The sequence below is a fragment of the Bradyrhizobium sp. USDA 4504 genome (assembly GCF_054063995.1).
This window is the reverse complement of record NZ_JBSSGV010000001.1, coordinates 8,925,200-8,943,802: the sequence shown is the minus strand read 5'-3', so window position 1 is coordinate 8,943,802 and position 18,603 is coordinate 8,925,200. Positions and strand designations below refer to the sequence as shown.

Below are 18,603 nucleotides of genomic sequence, written 5' to 3'. Positions count from 1 at the left end.
TCCTGCCGTCGCGCGGGGAGTGGCTTATAGGTACGCCCGGTCAGTTCGTCCCTTAGCTGCAAGCAGCGACTCCACATCTCGCGCCTCGATGGCTTCGAACGTCACCTCGTCTATTCCCGGTGCGCCGTCGTTTTCTTTCGCCATCTCATACGCCGCGCGCAGAGTCTCCATCTTGCACACGTGGACGTATAGACCCCAGAAACGCCAGGACGGTTCAGCCTTCGCCTTGACGTATAGCCTCCGCCTCAGGTCCTGCAAATCGATGGACGCCTTTGTCATCTCGTCCTTGCCTTCCTTACGTTGGAGACGTCACAAATGGCAGGGCCCCTTTGCTCCACGGACATTACTCCGCTTCCTCGCTACTCCGAACCCAGCCGCCACCCTCTCGCCTTCGGCCGATTTCCCGGTGTCGCCGGTTATACGGCCTACCTTGCTCCGTCGATTTCTCGCCGGGACGAGGAGGGTTTCTCCAGTTGCTCAGCATGTCCTTGTCACCGTGCCGTCGCTTCCACCCCGCCGAGATAAACAGCCGTATCGGTCAGTGTTCGGCTGTTCATGCTGCCTTCGCCCTACGGTTGCGAGCTCGGCCCTCGGATTTACTCACTTTCGAGGCCACAACGCGTTCACTGTTGTTACAGCCCGGTGACTCGTGGATCTCCCTCAAGGAGACCTTGTCGATAGGCTTCAGAAGTTCTGTTTCCATCTCCTCTGCTATCCAAACTACGGGCTCTGACTTCTACCCCGGCAGGACTTCTCCTGCTGAACACGCCAGCTTTACCTGGACACACAACCGTACGTGCACCTTTCAGCGCATACGGCTCTCTGTTCAAAGCTTGGCCGATGGCCATAGCAACATCATGTCGCGAGCTTGTGCTGCATTTCACTGATTATCAAAGGTCTTCACTCAGCAGCGGGCTAGGCTCCAATAACAGCCCGTAGGCGAGCTTGCAGTGCCAGCCTACTGACACTGAGGTTGTTAAGATTCTGCACCCCTCGCTGCCCTGCAACCAACCCACTAACGAGAGCTCGCGTACCGTCCACGACAAAGACGCCGCAATCATAGCCGTTCTGCTGTTGGGCGATGCCAGCTTGCACTACGTTGTCTAGAAGACCCAGTCTACCGGCCAGATGGGTGGCAGACGTCTCGTTGAATCCTCTGCGGGAGTCGTAGTGATAGGCAATAGGCGAGCTCCGGTCACGGCGATCAAGGAACAGCAGCGACCAATGATTCCCTTGGCTATAAGGATCCGAAGGATCGGCATCGCTTACGGGCAGGAACACGAAGTCGGCTGTATCATTACCCTTGTCATCATAGACAATGCGCTGAAATGCCCGTTCAACGACGGTATCGTCGGAAGAGCGCAGCAAATTATGGACCAAAGTGGGAGACACCAACCGCGTCCGAGTGGCGATATCCAGGGCGGGGAAATCCTGAGGGTCCCTGTGCAACTCCTGCTCCTGAAGCTGGTAATCCCTCAGGATATGCTCGTCGCCCAGCCATTGCTCGTCCCCCAGCACCAGCTCGCGAGGCAAGGCTGCCGCATTCAGCGCTACGATCTGATCATCGGCGGATGTGCTCGGAAACGCCGGCACAGAATTAGCATCGTCGCCCAATTCTGACAGCGTGAACGTAGTCAGATCAACCAACGGTTCAAGTCCGCCGTAGAGATCGGACGGAGCCCTGCAGATTGACGGTGAGGCAGATTCTTGCATCTGCCGCCGCGAGAACTCCTCCCTTAACCATACCATAGCTTCATCGTCCGAAAAGGCAGGCACCGGCGGTGAAAGCCCATGCGGCAGACTAGGCTGTCGACTGTCATCGTGATGATCCAGTGCTGATCCGGCAAATAGCGACCGTAAGTAAGACGTCGGGACGAGGCCGCCCGGTAGCTCGAAGGAATTGAGATGAACCGTTCCCTCAATCGGGCCCATGTCCCGAGTCGGCGAGAGATTGCTCCCGGTTGCCGCGGCCTTGCGGTTGGGGTGCCAGTTCAGGGGATGGTCGGACTCTCCGGAATCTCTTGCTTGGGGAGGGCTCATGATTGAGCCGCGAGACGGCGATGGGGCGGTTTCGTCCATCGCTCGCCAAAGCAGATCCTGATCGTAATATTCCGCGGGAAAGACCACCGGCGAACTGAGACCTCCCTGCGGTCCACTGTGCTGCGCGGCCGCGTCCCATTGCCATGCGACCACGCGGCCGAGGGGGGCCTGCATCAGCACGCCCTCCCCCGAATTGCCGTTTTCGATCAGCATTTCCTGAATTGCGACTGCTTGCGCCCTATCCAGATTCCTTGGCCTCTTCGCTGGTCTCAGTTCGGCTGTGCCGTGCTCATCATCGATGAGAACCCCTTCACTTTGCAGGACGTCACTCTGAGGCGCACTCATCAGCTCCTGCGGAGCCCCTAGGGGGTCGCGGTGCCGGCTCGGGTCAGCCAAGAACGCTGCGAGATGATCCAGCGCATTATTGTCGCGCACATTTGACCCGAGAGCCGACGAAGGGCCGGATTGATCATCCCGCAATTCGCGAGTCTCTTCCGGAAGCTGTTGATCCGGTCGCAGAAGCGCAGAATCGTCAGCCATAACCGGCCACTCGTCGCCCTCAACGTCCAACAGCTGCCAAAGCTCTTCGGGATCAACGTCCATTACTGCAAACTCGGCGCCCCTCACCGGCGCTCTGCCGAGAGCCGCCTGCCCCGAAGCACCTTCCCCTGAGGGTTCAGCACCCTTCGTCTGACGATACTCTCCAAGGGCTTTCAGCCCACCGTCCAAGGCCATCTTCCACTTTTCGTCGCGAAACATTCTGTCAGCGCAGATACGTAGGGCCGCGTTACTGAGTGCGGAAAGCGTGTCACCGTAGAGATCTAACTCTCGAGAGAATTTGCGAAGCGCCCAATCATAAAGTCGGGCGGTCGTCGAACTCAACCTGTCGCTCTCAAGAGCGTGGCTTATGGCTCCCTTAATGAGCACTTCGTCACCATCGGCAGGAGGAAGCGATGGGCGCCCGCCAACAGATGAAGCGCCCGGAGCCCTCGGGGCACGATGGTCCCTAAGAGCCCCCACCGCGGCCCGCATAAATTTATTGCTCTTGAAGAGTTTTTTTACATGGGCAAGCAAGTCTGCATCACTACTACTGTCCAGAGATAGGCCGCGCTCCCCGAGATCATTTGCCAACCTGGTAAGATTGCGCGCGTACCCGTTAGCCACCTCGCCTTTCAGCTTCCGACTTGCAATAACGCCCTGAGCCACCTCTCTGATAAGCCCTTGGTCGCGCTCAGACACATGGGGACAGACGGCGGATGCTTTTTGGCGCTTGCGCACGGGAGCTGGATGGGGGACGTGCCCCGTCGACCGCCAGGTCCGGAGATGGTCTAGGGCCAACATCAGATCATTATTATTTCCGCTGTATTGGAAGAGATCGCCATCAGTGGTCAGTGAATTGTTGTCTAGCCGAGCAATAACGCCCGTCTTGTTATTTGCGCACAGCCAGCGGCCAAAGCTAAGAAGAGGACCTACGATTCTCTGGACAAATGATTCAGCGAGCTTGCCCTGGGTGAGCGCCTGGCTAAATTCTACAATAACAACAGCATCCTTGGAATAAAGAGGCTGCTTCCTTTTCTTGCCCGCTATTGAAACCTGAGTTACCTGAGGCGCCCGCGGGGCAGCCTCAGCAGGCATTGCTCCACCAGCTTCAAGTGAGCTTGCGACCTCGCTCGGCTGCTGCTCAAAGGCAACGCCTTGCGAATTGATTGGGGACCTCGGCCTGTTCGTTTGCCTCAACTCAGCTGTGCCATGTCTATTGATGAGACCCTTCTCGCTTGGCGGAAGCTTGCTCCGGGCGAGCGCACCCATCGACGGGTCCGGGGACTGCTGACTGTCGCTAGACACACTGGGAGGGAGAGGCCGGTCGGGTATCGCGGTGTCAGCCTGGCGTGCCTCGTGCAGTTGCTGCTCAAAGGCGCTTTGCCCGGTTTGGCCCGCTTGCTGCTCCTGCAACAAGTCGTGCTGCACCTGCAACGAAGCTGTTGCGCTGCTTTCATAGTTCGGGCGGTCCACGTTACCTTCGCATCCACAGAATCATCTAAGCAGGTTTCTTAGTCAGTTAAGTTTTCAGAAAGCTGACGAGTCAGAGACTCCGCAAAATTGAGCATTGAGCTGCTGCCGGTTTGATGGACACCGACTTAAGCCTAATCCCACCTTGCGCTCGAACTCAACCAGGCTGAGATAGCCGATGGTCGAGTGGGAGCTATGACGGAAACTGGGTGATGACGACCTGAGAAAGGCGGCGTATCGAGGCGGGTGATGAAGCCTGCCAGCAACCTCCAAAGGAGCGATACGCCGTGAACGAGACTACCAATGTATTTCCTCTGCGTCAGCCCGATCAGATCGCTGATCCACTGACGGATATTCTGCGTGCCGGAGCTCGCGAACTGATCGCCCCGGGCTGTCGAGATTGAGTTCACTACATTCCTGGAAACGACGAAGCATCTGGCGCTGCCGGATGGTCGGGCGCGCGTGGTGCGGCATGGATATGGGCCGGCGCGCGAAATTGCCACGGCATCGGCCCTGTCGTGATCGCCCGTCCGAAGGCCCGCGACCGTGCAGCAAGCGGGCCAGGCGACAGGATCCGGTTTCATTCGACGATCCTGCCGCTCTGGGCCCGCCGGGCGAAGAGCTTGGACGCGTTGATCCCCGTGCTCTATTTGCGGGGAATCTCGACCAGCGACTTCCAGGAGGCGCTTTCGGCCTTGCTCGGCAAGGACGCGCCGAACTTGTCGCCGCCGGTCATCGCTGGCCTGAAGAAGGACTGGCAGGCCGAATACGAACGTTGGCAAAAGCGCGACCTGTCGGCGCGGCGGTACGTCTATATCTGGGCGGATGGCGTCTATCTGCAGGCTCGCATGGAGGACCATGCCGAATGCATCCTGGTGTTGATAGGCGCCACGCCTGAAGGAAAGAAGGAACTCATCGGCTTCCAGGTCGGGGTACGCGAGAGCGCACAAAGTTGGCGAGAATTGCTGCCCGATCTGCGCAAGCGCGGCTTGCAGATCGGGCCTCAGCTTGCTGTCGGCGACGGCGCTCTCGGCTTCTGGCGGGCGCTCGATGAAATCTTCCCCGGCACGCAACATCAGCGATGTTGGCTGCACAAGGTGAACAACGTGCTCGACAAGGTCGCCAAGTCCGTGCAGCCGGCAATAAAGAGTGATCTGCGTGACATCTACCTGGCGCCGAACCGGGCGGCCGCTGAAACAGCGATTGATATCTTTGTCGAGAAGTACGGCGTCAAATACAAGCCCGCCGTTGAATGCCTGATCAAGGATCGCTCGGCCATGTTGGCGTTTTATGACTTCCCTGCCGAGCACTGGTCGCATCTGCGCACGTCGAATCCAATCGAGAGCGTCTTTGCGACGGTCAGGCACCGGACTGTGCGAACGAAGGGAGCGTTATCGCCACACACAGCAAAGTTGATGGTCTTCAAGCTCGTCGGCGCCGCATCTAAAACTTGGCGACGGTTGAAGGGCACAAATCAGTTGCCGAAGGTGATATCCGTGGTAAAGTTTGCGGACCGAATCGAATTCATTCCGACCGCTGAAGTCCGCGCCGCCTGATCGGACCGCGTCACCCAAAATCCGTCATAGCTCGATTGGTGGTCTCAAAATAGCTGTAGGCGCGTAAAACAGCCCGCAAATACTTGTGCGCGGCGAACCGCCCGTTGTTCTCTGACGCCTTTTCCGCTGCTTTCCTCACTTTGCGAATCTGGGCAACGACCTTCTGGGCGGACAGTCCCGACGACGCTACTGACGATTTCATGAGCACCTCCTAGATTGGCGATGCTCAAAATTAGTATCGCAAGCGATGCTTCAGGCGATGTTCGAGGCGAAAATATAAAACTTCGAGAGATTTTTCGAGCTCGGGTTTCCGAGATTTGTTGAACGAATTTGTCAGCGAGAGTGCCCGCGGAGGCGGGCATACAGTCTAGTGACTATATGCCCGCTGAGGCGATTGGGCGACGGCAGAAACGACGGCCGTCTCGGGCGCAAAAAGCACGTTACTCAAGAGCAACTGCCGTTCCAGGCCGAGCTGGATCTTACCTACGTCCGCGCGATGAAAAGCTGAACGCGGAATCCAAGCCTGCTGGTTATGGCTAGGATTGCTTATGCTCCTCTGTTCTGCGACCAGCTTCTCGCTGACGAGGGTCAGTGAAAAATTAGTTTGGCGATGGCGGGCTTGTACATGTTCTCCGAGAGAACGCTCATTGGTCAGGCGCTACAAGCAACGGCTGCTTGAGGCTGGTCAGCCGCAACATCGCCAAGGCCAATTCAGGATCGGCACGCAACAAGGATTCGATGCGGGTCGTGTCGAACTCAAGCGCTTCCGTTGGCTCGACGGCCACTGCGGTGGAAAAGCGAGGCAGGCCATCAAAAGCCGACCCTTCTCCACATAGCGCACCTTGCGGTGGCCGCAGTTGCGGCCAGCATACGGCTCGCACGGTGGCGGCTTGATACGAGCCGCTTCCTCCGCTGGGAATGATGCGATCGCTAACATCCCTGTCATCGGCTGCCGGCTTACTGACGGCCTATTTCTGGCATTCGGCGTGGTTTCGTTGGCGCGGGGATTCCGCACATGTATGCTGATGCCGTTCGCGTAGTCTGGGCCGCGGCAGAGAAAAGCACCGCGCGGCTAAAGCCAGACAACCGCCACTCAGGATATCGGCCAGGATCCCATCGCGACATTTGCTGCGTTGTAAAAAGGATGATCGCTCTCGGGGCGAGCCAGACGTCTACGAAGATTTATGAACATGCGTGTTACATCGCGCTCCTCTGTCTGACCCAGCCTCCGCACCCAAGTGAACGTGAGATTGCAGTTGCTGCAAATCAGAGCGCCAACGAGGAAGTTTTCGCAAACTAAGTGTTTGGCAAAGCGGCGGAAATCTTTATCGACGGTCAACCACGCGCTCAATCAGCTTAAGTTTCCTTTAGCTTCTCGCTGTAGCAAAGGCGGCCTCAGAGCTTCACGCCGTGATCATTGAGCACCTTGTCTCTTAGAGCGCCCTTGATCTCGCGGGCGATTTCCTTGCGAATCTCAGCACCCAATTCTCGCTTGGCATCCTCGACGAGATCAGATGCACTCCCGGCCAAGCCTTTGTCGGCGAGTTGTTGCTCCAGCCGGTTGTCGAACTCTTCCCCCATTGCATCAATGAGCTGGCCCTGCATCATGGCATATTCTTCAGGAGCGATTCGCCGCACCAGGCCGTCCCAAGGTTGCCAGTCCGTCGCCAAATAGCCGGCGAATTCCGCCGCCTCCTTGGTCAGGACGGAGGTCTCCGCACTGTCAACGTCGGCATCGGTGACGCTGGAGACTTCAAAATAGCGCATAGCGGGCGCGACGTGTTGCAGTCCTAGCCGGTCGCGCAGCTTGTTCTGATAAGCAAGATAGACCTCAACGGCGTCGATGTCTTCCACGTTGTAGGCGGACTGAAGCGAGTGAGTCTTTTCGCGCGCAATCCGCTCAAGCGCGTCCAGACGGAACATGATGCGCCCAAGATCGACGAGATCGGGAAGTCGGGCCGTATCGTCGTAGGCCCCGTTCTCGACGTCTGCGATGAGCCGCGCGGTTTGCATGCCGTTCCAAGTCAAAGTTCTCCGATCCTCGCAGCTTTGGTTGGCGTCGAGAGCCAGTTGAAAGTACTGCGCGCGCAATTGCGGGTTGGTGGCCGCCAAGCGCAGAGCGTCAGCGACCGACTGCTGGAATTGTTCATTGCCAGAATTGACCGAGTCGAACAGCTTTTCGAGAAAAAACGCGTATTCTTGGGCGCCCGGCTCTTCTGCAAAGCTCTGCCAAGTGGCCAGTACCTCTCGATCGCCCTGCTTCGGATCGCTCCTGAGCCAGGCTGCGACTGTTTCAGCGAGATCATCGGCCTGTCCATCGTCTGTCCCGGACAAATCACTTTCGTCATCGCGCGAAAGGTAGACGGTCGGACCGGTATACCCTTCGGCGCGGAGGGTTGTGTCCAGGTTCGTCAGCACCTGCTCGGGCAGGGGATTTTCACCCAGCTCTATCCTGGCACCTGCGCCCAACTGCGTCAGCAGGTCCTCAGGCAGACTCGCCAACTGGTTTTCGCTGACGTCGAGAAACCGGAGCATGGCAGGGAGAGATTCCGGCAAACCCGTCAAGCGGTTTTGGCAGACGTCGAGAAACTGGAGCGTAGCAGGCAGATCCTCCGGCAGACCCGTCAATCGATTGTGGCTGGCATAGAGAAACTGGAGCGAAGCAGGGAGAGTCTCAGGCAGGCTCGGTAACTGATTGTGGCTGACGTCGAGGAACTGGAGCGCTGTAGGCAGGACCTCGGGCAGGCTCCTCAGTCGATTTGACCTTGCATCAAGCCCTCTGAGCTCGGCCGGAAGAGCCGACAGACTAGTCAGCTGATTGCCCCTGATGTCGAGACGCTGGAGCGAAGCAGGCAGACCATCGGGCAGACTGGTCAGCCGATTGAAGGGGACCTCGAGCACGACGATTTCGGTCGGAAGTCGAGGCAGACTGGTAAGAGACAATGATTCGAGATCCAGTCTCGCGACCTCATCCCGAGCATTCACTCGCCTTAGCGCCTCTTCCCGATCCTCCAGCGGACCCACGTGCTGTTCAGCAGCCCAATTCTCAAGCGTCTGGTCTATTTCTCCGTTCGCATGAGCTGAATCCGCCGGGCTTTCTGCATAGCCTGACACAACTCCGTCCCACTGCGCCGATGCCTCATTTTCCCGGTCGGTTTGGCCGGAAGACGCGGAAAGGCTGGCACTACCCCGCTGTATCTGTCGCTCCTGAAAAGAATCCATCCCCACCCCCTTGCGAGACCGAGCATACTCAGTCCATGACGACAGGTAGGAGGGCTTAAGACATCTAGCTTTCCATAAGCTGACAGGTCCGATCGGCAAAAACTGCAACCACGCGTCGGAAACGACACTGCTGTCGTGACCTGAAACTGGGTGTGGATCCTGGCTGAGGATACGATCCATTCGTACCCGTGCGTTCTTGCAATCAGCAGCAAGCGCTGCGATCTTCCAAAACGTGCGACGTCTCTCCCCAAGTAACAAGCAGTCGGCACCGACTCATCTGAAGAGGTTGATCCGCTCAGCCGTTGGTGTGACCTACTTTGGCAACAAAGGTTGAGCGAACTGGCCAACCTGGAGCAACGCTCGTCAGCTGATCGACAGGTAAGCCTGCTAAGCTCAGAAAGCTTCCACGATGACGGTCTTCAGGACTTATCTGGTCACGAAGTGGCAGCAAGCCTGGCAATAGGATCGATCCAATTGCCTCGGAGGGCCTCGTGTGAGGCTTACCGGCTTGGCCAGGAGTCGGTAGCCCCGGAGCGTCTGCGTTCGCTCGAACGATCGCTGCGCTGCGCAACGGCCTGCTTCGCTGTCTTGAGAAGCGCCGGGCGTACTCTTTGATTTCAACAGCGAAGAAAGTTGATGAACACAGGACAGGCACAGCGAAGTGCAAACTCCTCCCTCGACACTTTTGAAGATGGGGAGCAGGAAAGCTACCTCGGCGGCTTCAACCGAGCCTTGGCAGATTGGGTCGAAGCCTTGACAGGATATCGGACCCCCGCCTCTTCGCGTGCGCGCATCCTGGAAAACTGGGCCGCCGAAGAGGGCCAGGGCGAAGCCGAGAATCGGCGACAGGGGCGCTCACGAATTAGGGCTGCGGAGAACATTGGATCGCATTTGGTAGATCTGTCATCCCTCTCCCTGACCGCTTTGCCCGACGCCCTGCCGCCCCGGCTGAGGGAACTGCGCGCCATGCACAACGAGCTGGGCAGCCTGTCCGCTCGGCTGCCCCCGGGTCTCAACGAACTTCTTGTTAGCCATAACCAGTTGACCAGTTTGCCGGACGTGCTCCCGGCGAGCCTCTATCGCCTGGAAGCGAACGATAACAGGTTGACCAGTCTGCCGGCAGATCTCCCGCCGGGGCTCGGGATCCTAAGCGCAAACAATAACCGACTCGTCAGCCTGCCCGACGCGCTCCCGACCGGCCTGACCTCGCTCGCGGTTAGCGGCAATCAGCTGACCGAGCTTCCCGTCCTCCCATCGGGGCTTATCGAAATCGATGTCAGCAGCAATCAGTTGACCAGCCTCCCTGAACCCCTTCCCGGCTGGCTTCAATCGCTCAATCTGAGCGGCAACCGGCTGACCGGCCTGCCTGAGAATCTCCTATCGAGTTTAAACTACCCGAATTTGGAGCTTGCGTTTGCCGACAACCCGCTCCCGGACGAGGTCCGCGCTCACCTGGCGGCACCGCATCTTGAACAACGGTCTCTGCACGAGGCTGCGGCGCACTGGCTCGGGAACGACCTCGCAGCGCTTGCCGAATGGCAGCACTTTGCGGATGAGCCGGGCGCTCAGAACTACGCCCGCTTCCTGGAGAGGCTAAGAGGGACCGTAAACCAGGGCAGCGACGAGTTTCGGCAGGCAGTGGCTGACGATCTGCGGCAGGCGGCGGCCGATCCGAGACTGCGCGAGCAGTTTTTCACACAGGCTTCCGAGGCCAACGCGAGCTGCGAGGATCGTATTACCCTGCACTGGAACGGCATGCGGACCGCGCGCCTCAATACTGAGGTCGAGAATGGGTCGTATGATGATCGGCTTAGCGAGCTGATCCAGCGCGCCCGCGTTGCTTTTCGCCTCGAGGCGCTGGACGGGATCGCGCGCGACAGGGTTAAATCGCTCCTCAGCGTCGACCCGAACGTAGACGATGTCGAAGTCTACCTTGCCTATCAATACCTCCTGCGCGAGCCGCTGGAGCTCAGTCACGTCGCCCCTGAGATGCGTTTCCTGTCGGTCTCTCACGTGACCCCGGATGATGCGGCGCGGGCGCTGGACCTGGTTCGGGAGCAGGAAGCGAACCAATTCACCGACTACATGGCAACCCGCTGGCAACCCTGGGAGACGGTGCTGAGGCGCATCGCTCCGGACGAATATGAAGCAATGCAAGATCGGCTCGTCGAAGCCATGGGTGAGGAGTTTCAAAGCCGCCTGGATCAGCGCTTGGCCGAGCACGGTCTGCTAGGCGACCCAGATGCCGAGCGGGTGCTCGGAGCTCAAATCCGAAACCAAATCGCTGGCGAGATCAAAGGCGAAGTCATGCACCGGCTGCTCGCAGACCGCGGGATCGAACAATAAGACTTCTCAGAGCCGCCGCGCAGATATCTCTCTGCAGCGCTGATCGGTTGTGTCAACTGACATCATCTTCGAACTGCCGCTGACCATCACCGATCGAGATTGGTCAGCGGATCAAATAACGCACGCCGACGAGCAACGTCGGGCTCGCTCACGAGTGATGAGCAAGGATCGAGCCGGCACAAATGGGGATCGAATATAGCGCGACAACCAGGATGAGAGAAGTCTCACCCTGATCGCCGCCGCGCAATCGAAGGCGCGCAGTGGCAGCATAAGAGACTTGAAGTGCTCGCAAGCGTTGGAAGGTCGAGCTATATGGACTGCCGGACGTGGCGCGATGTGGCCAGACCCGAGGACGCTAGATTGCTCAGGCCTGAGCACGGTAGAACTGAGCTAGGGACCATACGTAGCAGGCGAGCCTGCCCGCCATGACTGGCTAGCCGCACTTGCGTCAACCCAAGGACCTGGATTGCCGATGTTCTCGCAGCGAGGGCTGGGCGAGGCTGTCTCAATAGCGCGATTGGTGAATTGCTTTAGGCGCTAACCTGCCGGCCGATGCGCCGTGGCGGGAAATCCCGCCGGGAGATGTTCGAAGAGATCGAGCGCGCGCCATTGGCGCCACTCACGACGAAATCCTTATTCGAATATGCCGAACACCCGCTTATCGTGTCAAAGTCGACAAGACCTTTTACTTGGCGCCGCGCCGGCTGATCAGTCGTCAGGTGGACATCCGGCCTGCCATCGCGCGGTCGACATCTTGCAGAATCACCACGTCGCCAGCCAGGCGCGGCGAGCGCAGTCGCCATGTTACGTTGAACGAGCACACCCCAATCCCATCGGCCTCACGTCAATATGACGCCGGCCAGCTTGATCAAGATGGCAGCGCGGAATGCGTCTGCCTCGCCATGCGGGTCGAGCGGTTGATGCGCGAGCGCCCGTATTCCGAACAGTATTTTTATTTCGCCACGGGCATTATCGCTCTGGCGCGACGCTACGAGCGCAATCGGCTGGAAGCAGCCTACGAGAGCGCGCTCAATGCGATTCAACTGCGCCTCCGTGAGCGCCGTCGTCAAGGCAGGGCTCGGCCGCGCGAGCCCGCAACGCGCCCGTCGAAGCCATGCCTTTGCCGCGCCAGCATCCGTGGCGGACTAATGTCAATGAAGGAAGTGATGACCGTGATGCTGAGCCACCCGCCCCTCGACCAGATGCGACTCGGCCCTGGCCGGAACGGTGGCGGCCTACTGACCTTCCGCATCGATCAGGGGCTGGCTGCACCCGTCATAGGCGTCTGCCTACAGGATGGCGTTATCGAGCCAGATGTGCCCGAGGATATTCAGCCGAGCGCTCGTGGGAACATTGATGCCGCCGGGCCGGTGCGCCACCAAACGACAGATCGTCCGGACATGGACCCAGCACCGGCGCGGATCGAGATCGGGCGCGCCGCGCTCAAGGAACAACGAAAAGCCCCAGCACCTTCTGGGGGCCGTGGAAGCCGGGATGCTGGGGCCATCGTAGCCTCATCCAAGAGCAGCATGGATAGGCAACCGCACTGTGCATCGCCAATTCGATTCGTCAAACCCGCCCAGGATACTTGTCTTCCTGGGGGCGAATCATGCAAAAGCGCCCTAAAATCCCGCCGAAGTTTGCCCACCAGTTCGCAAGGATATGACAGGTCTTTGCCGCCGTTCGTGATCACATTCGAACGGATCGCCGTCGGCACCGGACACATTTGTCCCTCCAACTAAAGCACACCGTGCCATGGGGCTGCTTGTCACCCGAGCGCTGGTCTTCGCACTCGGTCGAATCGCTTCGTAGTGGGGGCTTGCTCGTGCGGCATCGAAAACGGATTGCCTGCGATTGTGTAGATAGAGCGCGTGTCTCTTCCCGCGCCTCGATTCTCCCAGGAGTTGGTGCCCGCGGGCCCAAGGTGCGGTTCATTCGAACACTAGGATTCGGATGCGAAGAAGACCGATGCCGTCACCACAAGCGGCACTCTGCCGAGACGCCTTGACTGGTCTCGTGTCGAGTCACCTGCGTATCCCGTGCTCCGTCTCGGTAAAAGGATAGCCTGGGTACCCGCTAAAAGCGGCACCTAACAAGGATTTGCAGAACGCAGGTGTGAGCTTGCCGCGGTGAATCACGACGTCATCGTGGCCTGTTGCAGCTCGAGCGTTCTGCCAGAGGCGATTGTAGCCGCGCTGTTCGTTGGATTTCACGTGGCAAGCGGCGAACTCGGCGTGATCCAATGTCGCCAACTGCCATGCATGGACCGGCCGCTTCGTATGGATGTGCACCCACATCGGATGTGGCACCGCACCATTGACCAGTGGCGCAGGCTGCAGCTTGATCTCGAACAACTTTCCTGGCTCGCTCTTCAACGCGCGCGGTGGCTCCAAGGGAGCCACCTCTTCGGCCGCCTGCAACCGTTCGAGGTACTTCTGCGAGGGGAACGCGTAGGTCTTCATGCAATCGATCTCGATCGAGGCCTTTCGTGCCTTCAAAGCATGTATCTGCCCCTGAACCTCCGACAACATCGCCTTGAGGCGGACTATTTTGTCGTGCACTTCCGGCACTTGCACAGGCGTGAGTAGGCCGCGTCGGCGAGGTTCGTCGAGCGCGGCTACACACGCCTCTATCTCCGCAGATTGGCTCTGCAGCCGCTCGACCACGGTGTCCACGACGTGGTCGGCATCTTCCGGCTTCATGTGGCGCGCTTGCGAAATGGCTCTTTGCTGACTGCCCAGATCGAATTGCAAGAGTTCGTCCAACCGCTCGAGCAGGCGTGTCAGTGCCTCCTTCGATGGCGGAGCCTGCCATATCGCCAAGTGTCCACTCGCCGACGATGACGTCCTCGCATGCGCCTCCTCCGCACTCGCGAGTTTCTTCGTGCCCAGATCCGAGAGCACAATAACCTTGGCGGCTCGCGCCGTGTCGGCGTCGGGCATAGCCGGCTGCGGCTCGGGCCGCCGCCCGGCTGCCGAACTCCCCGCACCTCCGGCCTGCCTGCGCTTTCCCTTCCCTTTCCTGCGCGCTGGACTGTCTTCGGCCGCCGGGGCCCTGCCGGCGGCGTCGGCCGGTATCGCAAGGCCAGCCTCCGTTGGCGGTGCAATGATGACTGGTGTCTTCGGCTGCACTGCCAGAAGGCGCATAACCTCATGGGCAGTGACCCACGCTCCTTCCACGATCTGATCCAACAGTTCCAACGGAAGCTCGGGACTTGCTCCCTTATTCCTTAGCTCGGCAACCATGTTCGGCAATGCCGACGCAAATTCCGATAGGCGCTCCATGACGCCTTCCAGAACAGCGCAGTGCGCTGCATCGAGGGCTTGCCCTTTGCTGTTCAGAACAGCGTCGCCCGTTGAGAGGAATGCCGGAATGACATCCTCCATGAAGGTTCCGAGTAGACGTGCCCGACCGTTCTCACCCAAGAGGATTTGCCTGACGGCCGGGTCGAGCGTGCTCGCCTGCGACTCAATCATGACCCGCGCGAGAGCGACCTGCGACTGCAGATGCACGCACTTCGTATACAGTGCCCAGCCGGTGTGCAGCCGTAGTGTCGCCTGCTCGGCCTGTCGTATTTGGGCCGTTGCACTTGGCAAGTTGGCAGTGGCTCCGCAGACGGACTGCATCCGTTCGGAGCGCAATGCCTTTTTTCCCCACCACTCCGTGCAGGCCAAATAGTGTTTCGCCGCACTAGAAGCCGCTCGGATCAGGTGGTCCGGCGGAGCATTGGATTGGCGCATCCGCTCGAGTATCTTTCCTGCATTCTTCCTACTCTGCTCCAAGGCGTAGATAGTCGGCGCGGCCAGCGCGTTGCATTGGTTCCCCGCATCCAGCGTCTGGTCACGAACTCGGCGAGCCTGATCGTCGGAAAGAATGCCGCGCGCCACATCTGGGGGCAGGCTCGCGTAGTAGTCCAGAACTGCTGCGCCCGCTTTGACAACCTGATCGATCAGCTCTTGCGCCTCAGACGAGCTCTGAGCGCCCATGGCAGCACTGTGGCAAGCATCAAGTTCCTCAAGCAGGCCGTCCATATTTCGTTTCGCTGCGTTGATCCCCTCACCGCTTGAGGAAATGGGGACTGCCACACCCGAACCTGAGGGCAGGCTCGCGAGCGTCGCCATTCTATCTTCAGGCGCTAAGCGCATCCGCTCCACGACGGAGTCGAAAACCCGGTTGCCTTCCGCAGGGACAAACGCAGGGACAAAATTGGGCGCCGAAGGCGTACTACTGGATCCCGACGTGCTGTTGGCTCCTGTCGCCCCAACATACGGTTCGCCAGGTCGGCCAATGCCCGTCATGTCCATCTCCCATACGGTCAACAATGCGCAGCCTCCCTGGATAGACCGCCTGGCTGACGGTTGGCTGACGAAGGATGCTCTGCGGATGCACAAAGAACCCCCCGGCCGCCCGAGTTCCAATTTCATGGAAGCTGTTGTGGCGCTGGAGGCAGCAATAGGGATGACCCATGAGGCGCGGGAGGCTCGGTTGTAACGCGTGTCCGCATTCGGCGCTGCCTCGCCGTGACCAATAGAAATGCGCGCTGCCAGGCTGCGCGTGATGGCAGTGACGCCGATCCCTCAAGGACTCGGCGATGGCGGCGGCTTGTCTAGGGCATAGCCCTGCCAGTGCCTTTGCCGAATACCGAAGGCTGTCTAGCATGCCGAACCGTGGAACGGACTGGAGGACTGCGGCAAAGTAAGTACCGGAAGGATGTCGATTTTCAGACTTCTGGCAGCAGCGAACCTCTTGCTAACCGGGAAAGAGATGCCGTTGTTCGACCGAAGAGTTTACGGATCCAACGAGAAGAGTTTACCGACCCAACGATACGTAGATGTGGCTCGATGTGGAACGGTGCGTCATAACAACCTCTTCTTCTCGTGTTCGAATTGACGTTGTGCAAGTCTTTTTCAGGATAGAACCGCCGAGATGCTACCCATCTAGGCGTACTTGGAATATGCTCATAAAAATAACGCGGCGAGCGTGCCAAGCACGCCGAGCGCCAATCCGATCAGCGAACCTACCGTCGGCACGTCTCGAAACAGCAGAAGCGTGAGAATCGGTTCCACCACTAAAATTGCTCCCACCGATGTCGCGATGATGACCCAGATATTCTCAAGATACATGTAACCCAGTGCATATCCGAAGACGAGAAGGATGCCGCCGAACGCTATCAGCAGGAACATCGGCAGGAGAGTTGTCAAATCGCCGCCGTCCTTTCCGAACTGCTTTGAGGCAACCAACTCTGCAATGATCGAAAGCGCTTCTCCAAAGAAAATCGCGCCCACCGCTACAATCTTCAATGTTGAGCTCATCGCTTGACACATCGAAATTGCTGTCAAAGGTTGTTTCCAATCTGGGATCGGTCTCTGGCCTGCCTCAGACAGCAGGAAAACCCGACGCCCTCGAGCACCTCCATTCGTCGCTTGTCGCAGGCGCTCAACGTTTGCCGCAAGCCGCCCGGCTCCCGAGACGCCTCGCGCGGATCACCGCTTTCGGTCCTGCGCGGCGGAGAGTGGTCAAACAGGGAGACGAGACCGCGCAGCTGAGCGGCTGCTAGCCGGAGCATCACGACCTAAGCTGCAATCTGCGCAGGAAGAGCGGAATACCCGTGGACAAAGTTGGACGCAATTCGCTCGGGTTCGCCGACAACCTTGATCTCCAGCCGCGCCTTCAAGATTTCTTCCCAGAGGATTTTCAACTGCAGCTCTGCAAGATGTCGCCCAACGCAGCGATGGATCCCGAATCCGAACGAAAGATGTTGCCGCACGTTCTTGCGGTCGATGACGAAGCTATCGGCATTCTCGATGACCCCTTCGTCCCGGTTACCGGAAATATACCACATGACGACCTTGTCGCCCTTCCTGATATGTTTCCCACCTACGATGATATCGGCCGTGGCGTTGCGGCGCATATGTGCGATGGGCGTTTGATACCGAATAATCTCGGACACGGCGCTTGAGACCAGCTTGGGATTATCGCGTAGCTTTTGTAGCTCGGAGGGATGCTGGTTCATGAACAGAAGACCGCCGGTAATCGAATTGCGCGTTGTATCATTCCCACCCACGATCAGAAGAATTAGATTGCCAAGAAATTCGCTCGGCTCCATGTGTCGAGTTGCAGGCGAGTGCGCCATCATTGAAATCAGGTCGAGACGCGGCTCGGCATTGATGCGCTCGTTCCAAAGCCGCGCGAAACACGCCAAGCACTCAGACAAGATCGCACTTCGCTTGTCCCAGCTATCGATGGGCTGGCCGATTTTCGGAATTGCAACAGCCACATCCGACCAATAGGTCAAGAGCCGCCGATCCTCAAATGGAAAGTCGAATAGCGTAGCAAGCATCTGCGTCGTCAACTCGATGGAGACCCGATCCACCCAATTGAAGTCATCATTACGTGGCAAGCCGTCCAGAATCGTTCTGACGCGACGGCGGATCAAGCTTTCGAGCTTCGTCAGGTTTTCCGGCGCGACGATCGGACTTACAGTATCACGCTGCTCGCGATGCTTAGGAGGACCCATCTTGATGAAACTTTGCGTCCAGTGCTTATCAGGCACGTCGGCGATGGTAACACCCCGCTCCGACGAGAATATCTTGTGATTGGTATCTACCTCTACGATATCGCGGTATTTCGTTAGCGACCAATATGGACCATAGAAGCTTTCTTGGCAGTAGTGGACGGGATCTTCCGTTCGCAGCCGCTCGAAGTAATCCCATATGCTATCGTCTTGAAAGCGCTTGGCTTCGCTCACATCCAGCTTGCTCAGCGGAACATTGGAGGCGTCGTCGTCGGCTCGAAAGTCCGCCAATTGCGTTTTCATGATCGTCTCCGCAGATTTTGCTCTCTCAAGAGATGAGGGATCCACAGATCGCGATCGATAGTTTCGAGCTGCCGTGGCGTGCCGGTTGCGAGCGGGTCGCTGCTCCAGCAGAGTATCGCAAAAACCGGACAGTCACCCCTACCATTTCCGGCAGGTAAGTATCGTATTGACTTCCTAACTCCGTCCGCTCCAGTGGGGCGATGAGAACCATCCGCGCTACGTAAGCGGTGCCTAATGCTCCAGCTAGTGGCTGCTCAAGCTATCAAACAGGACGCAATGCGACCGCAGCTCCCCCCTTCTTTAAGAGGCCAAAATGCGAAGTCTTCAGCTCCTAACGGCCGCACTCAATTACTTGCTTGGCGCTGGATCGTGCGGTGACCACCGCCCGCGCTGATCCTGCCCACGAAAACGGTTACCGCCCGGGAACAGCTAGTTTGTTCATCGGTATGCAACAAGGCTGCTTCATCCATCATCCTGACCAGCAACTTGCATTTGGGCGGGACGGGGAGCTCTCGCGGACGACTGCCGTCGAGGGCTGCGATGATTGATCGTCCGCGCCATCACGTTCACATCGTCGGGGCCATTCGGGAGGGCTATCGCTCCGCCTGACAT

Annotated in this window: 9 protein-coding genes and 1 pseudogene; 3 read left to right on the top strand and 7 right to left on the bottom strand. The window is 58.6% G+C overall.

Annotation, left to right across the window (positions count from 1 at the left end; genetic code table 11):
* Window positions 1–24: 24 nt before the first annotated feature.
* Window positions 25–279, bottom strand: a complete 255-nt coding sequence (locus ACVMB1_RS41920; RefSeq protein WP_253588016.1) for a hypothetical protein — start codon at window positions 277–279, stop codon at window positions 25–27.
* A 636-nt stretch (window positions 280–915) separates the two neighbouring features.
* Window positions 916–4,053, bottom strand: coding sequence for a Ulp1 family isopeptidase (locus ACVMB1_RS41915; protein WP_253588017.1), 3,138 nt, complete (start codon window positions 4,051–4,053; stop codon window positions 916–918).
* Between the two features lie 284 nt (window positions 4,054–4,337).
* On the opposite strand from ACVMB1_RS41915, the pseudogene ACVMB1_RS41910 reads away from it, so the two are divergent.
* A pseudogene (locus tag ACVMB1_RS41910) lies at window positions 4,338–5,606 on the top strand (IS256 family transposase).
* A gap of 10 nt (window positions 5,607–5,616) precedes the next feature.
* Here the strand turns inward: ACVMB1_RS41910 and ACVMB1_RS41905 are convergent.
* Complete coding sequence (locus ACVMB1_RS41905; RefSeq protein WP_069279834.1) at window positions 5,617–5,808, bottom strand: hypothetical protein; 192 nt, start codon at window positions 5,806–5,808, stop codon at window positions 5,617–5,619.
* A 1,193-nt stretch (window positions 5,809–7,001) separates the two neighbouring features.
* On the bottom strand, window positions 7,002–8,828 hold the full coding sequence (locus tag ACVMB1_RS41900; protein ID WP_253588018.1) for an NEL-type E3 ubiquitin ligase domain-containing protein: 1,827 nt from the start codon (window positions 8,826–8,828) through the stop codon (window positions 7,002–7,004).
* A gap of 636 nt (window positions 8,829–9,464) precedes the next feature.
* On the opposite strand from ACVMB1_RS41900, the gene nopM reads away from it, so the two are divergent.
* Both nopM and ACVMB1_RS41890 read left to right on the top strand, forming a co-directional pair.
* Window positions 9,465–11,174, top strand: a complete 1,710-nt coding sequence (gene nopM, locus ACVMB1_RS41895; RefSeq protein WP_253588019.1) for a T3SS effector NEL-type E3 ubiquitin ligase NopM — start codon at window positions 9,465–9,467, stop codon at window positions 11,172–11,174.
* Window positions 11,175–11,983: 809 nt separating this feature from the next.
* Window positions 11,984–12,916 carry a hypothetical protein gene (locus ACVMB1_RS41890; protein ID WP_253588020.1) on the top strand — a complete coding sequence of 311 codons (933 nt, stop codon included), beginning with the start codon at window positions 11,984–11,986 and terminating at the stop codon, window positions 12,914–12,916.
* A 282-nt stretch (window positions 12,917–13,198) separates the two neighbouring features.
* On the opposite strand, the gene ACVMB1_RS41885 is transcribed toward ACVMB1_RS41890, so the two are convergent.
* The 3 genes from ACVMB1_RS41885 to ACVMB1_RS41875 all read right to left on the bottom strand — a co-directional run bounded on the left by ACVMB1_RS41885 (window position 13,199) and on the right by ACVMB1_RS41875 (window position 17,991).
* Entirely contained in the window at window positions 13,199–15,472 is a 2,274-nt protein-coding gene (locus ACVMB1_RS41885; RefSeq protein WP_253588021.1) for a hypothetical protein, read from the bottom strand.
* Between the two features lie 660 nt (window positions 15,473–16,132).
* Window positions 16,133–16,474, bottom strand: coding sequence for a hypothetical protein (locus ACVMB1_RS41880; protein WP_233443032.1), 342 nt, complete (start codon window positions 16,472–16,474; stop codon window positions 16,133–16,135).
* A 272-nt stretch (window positions 16,475–16,746) separates the two neighbouring features.
* On the bottom strand, window positions 16,747–17,991 hold the full coding sequence (locus ACVMB1_RS41875) for a cytochrome P450 (protein ID WP_253588022.1): 1,245 nt from the start codon (window positions 17,989–17,991) through the stop codon (window positions 16,747–16,749).
* Window positions 17,992–18,603 lie beyond the last annotated feature (612 nt).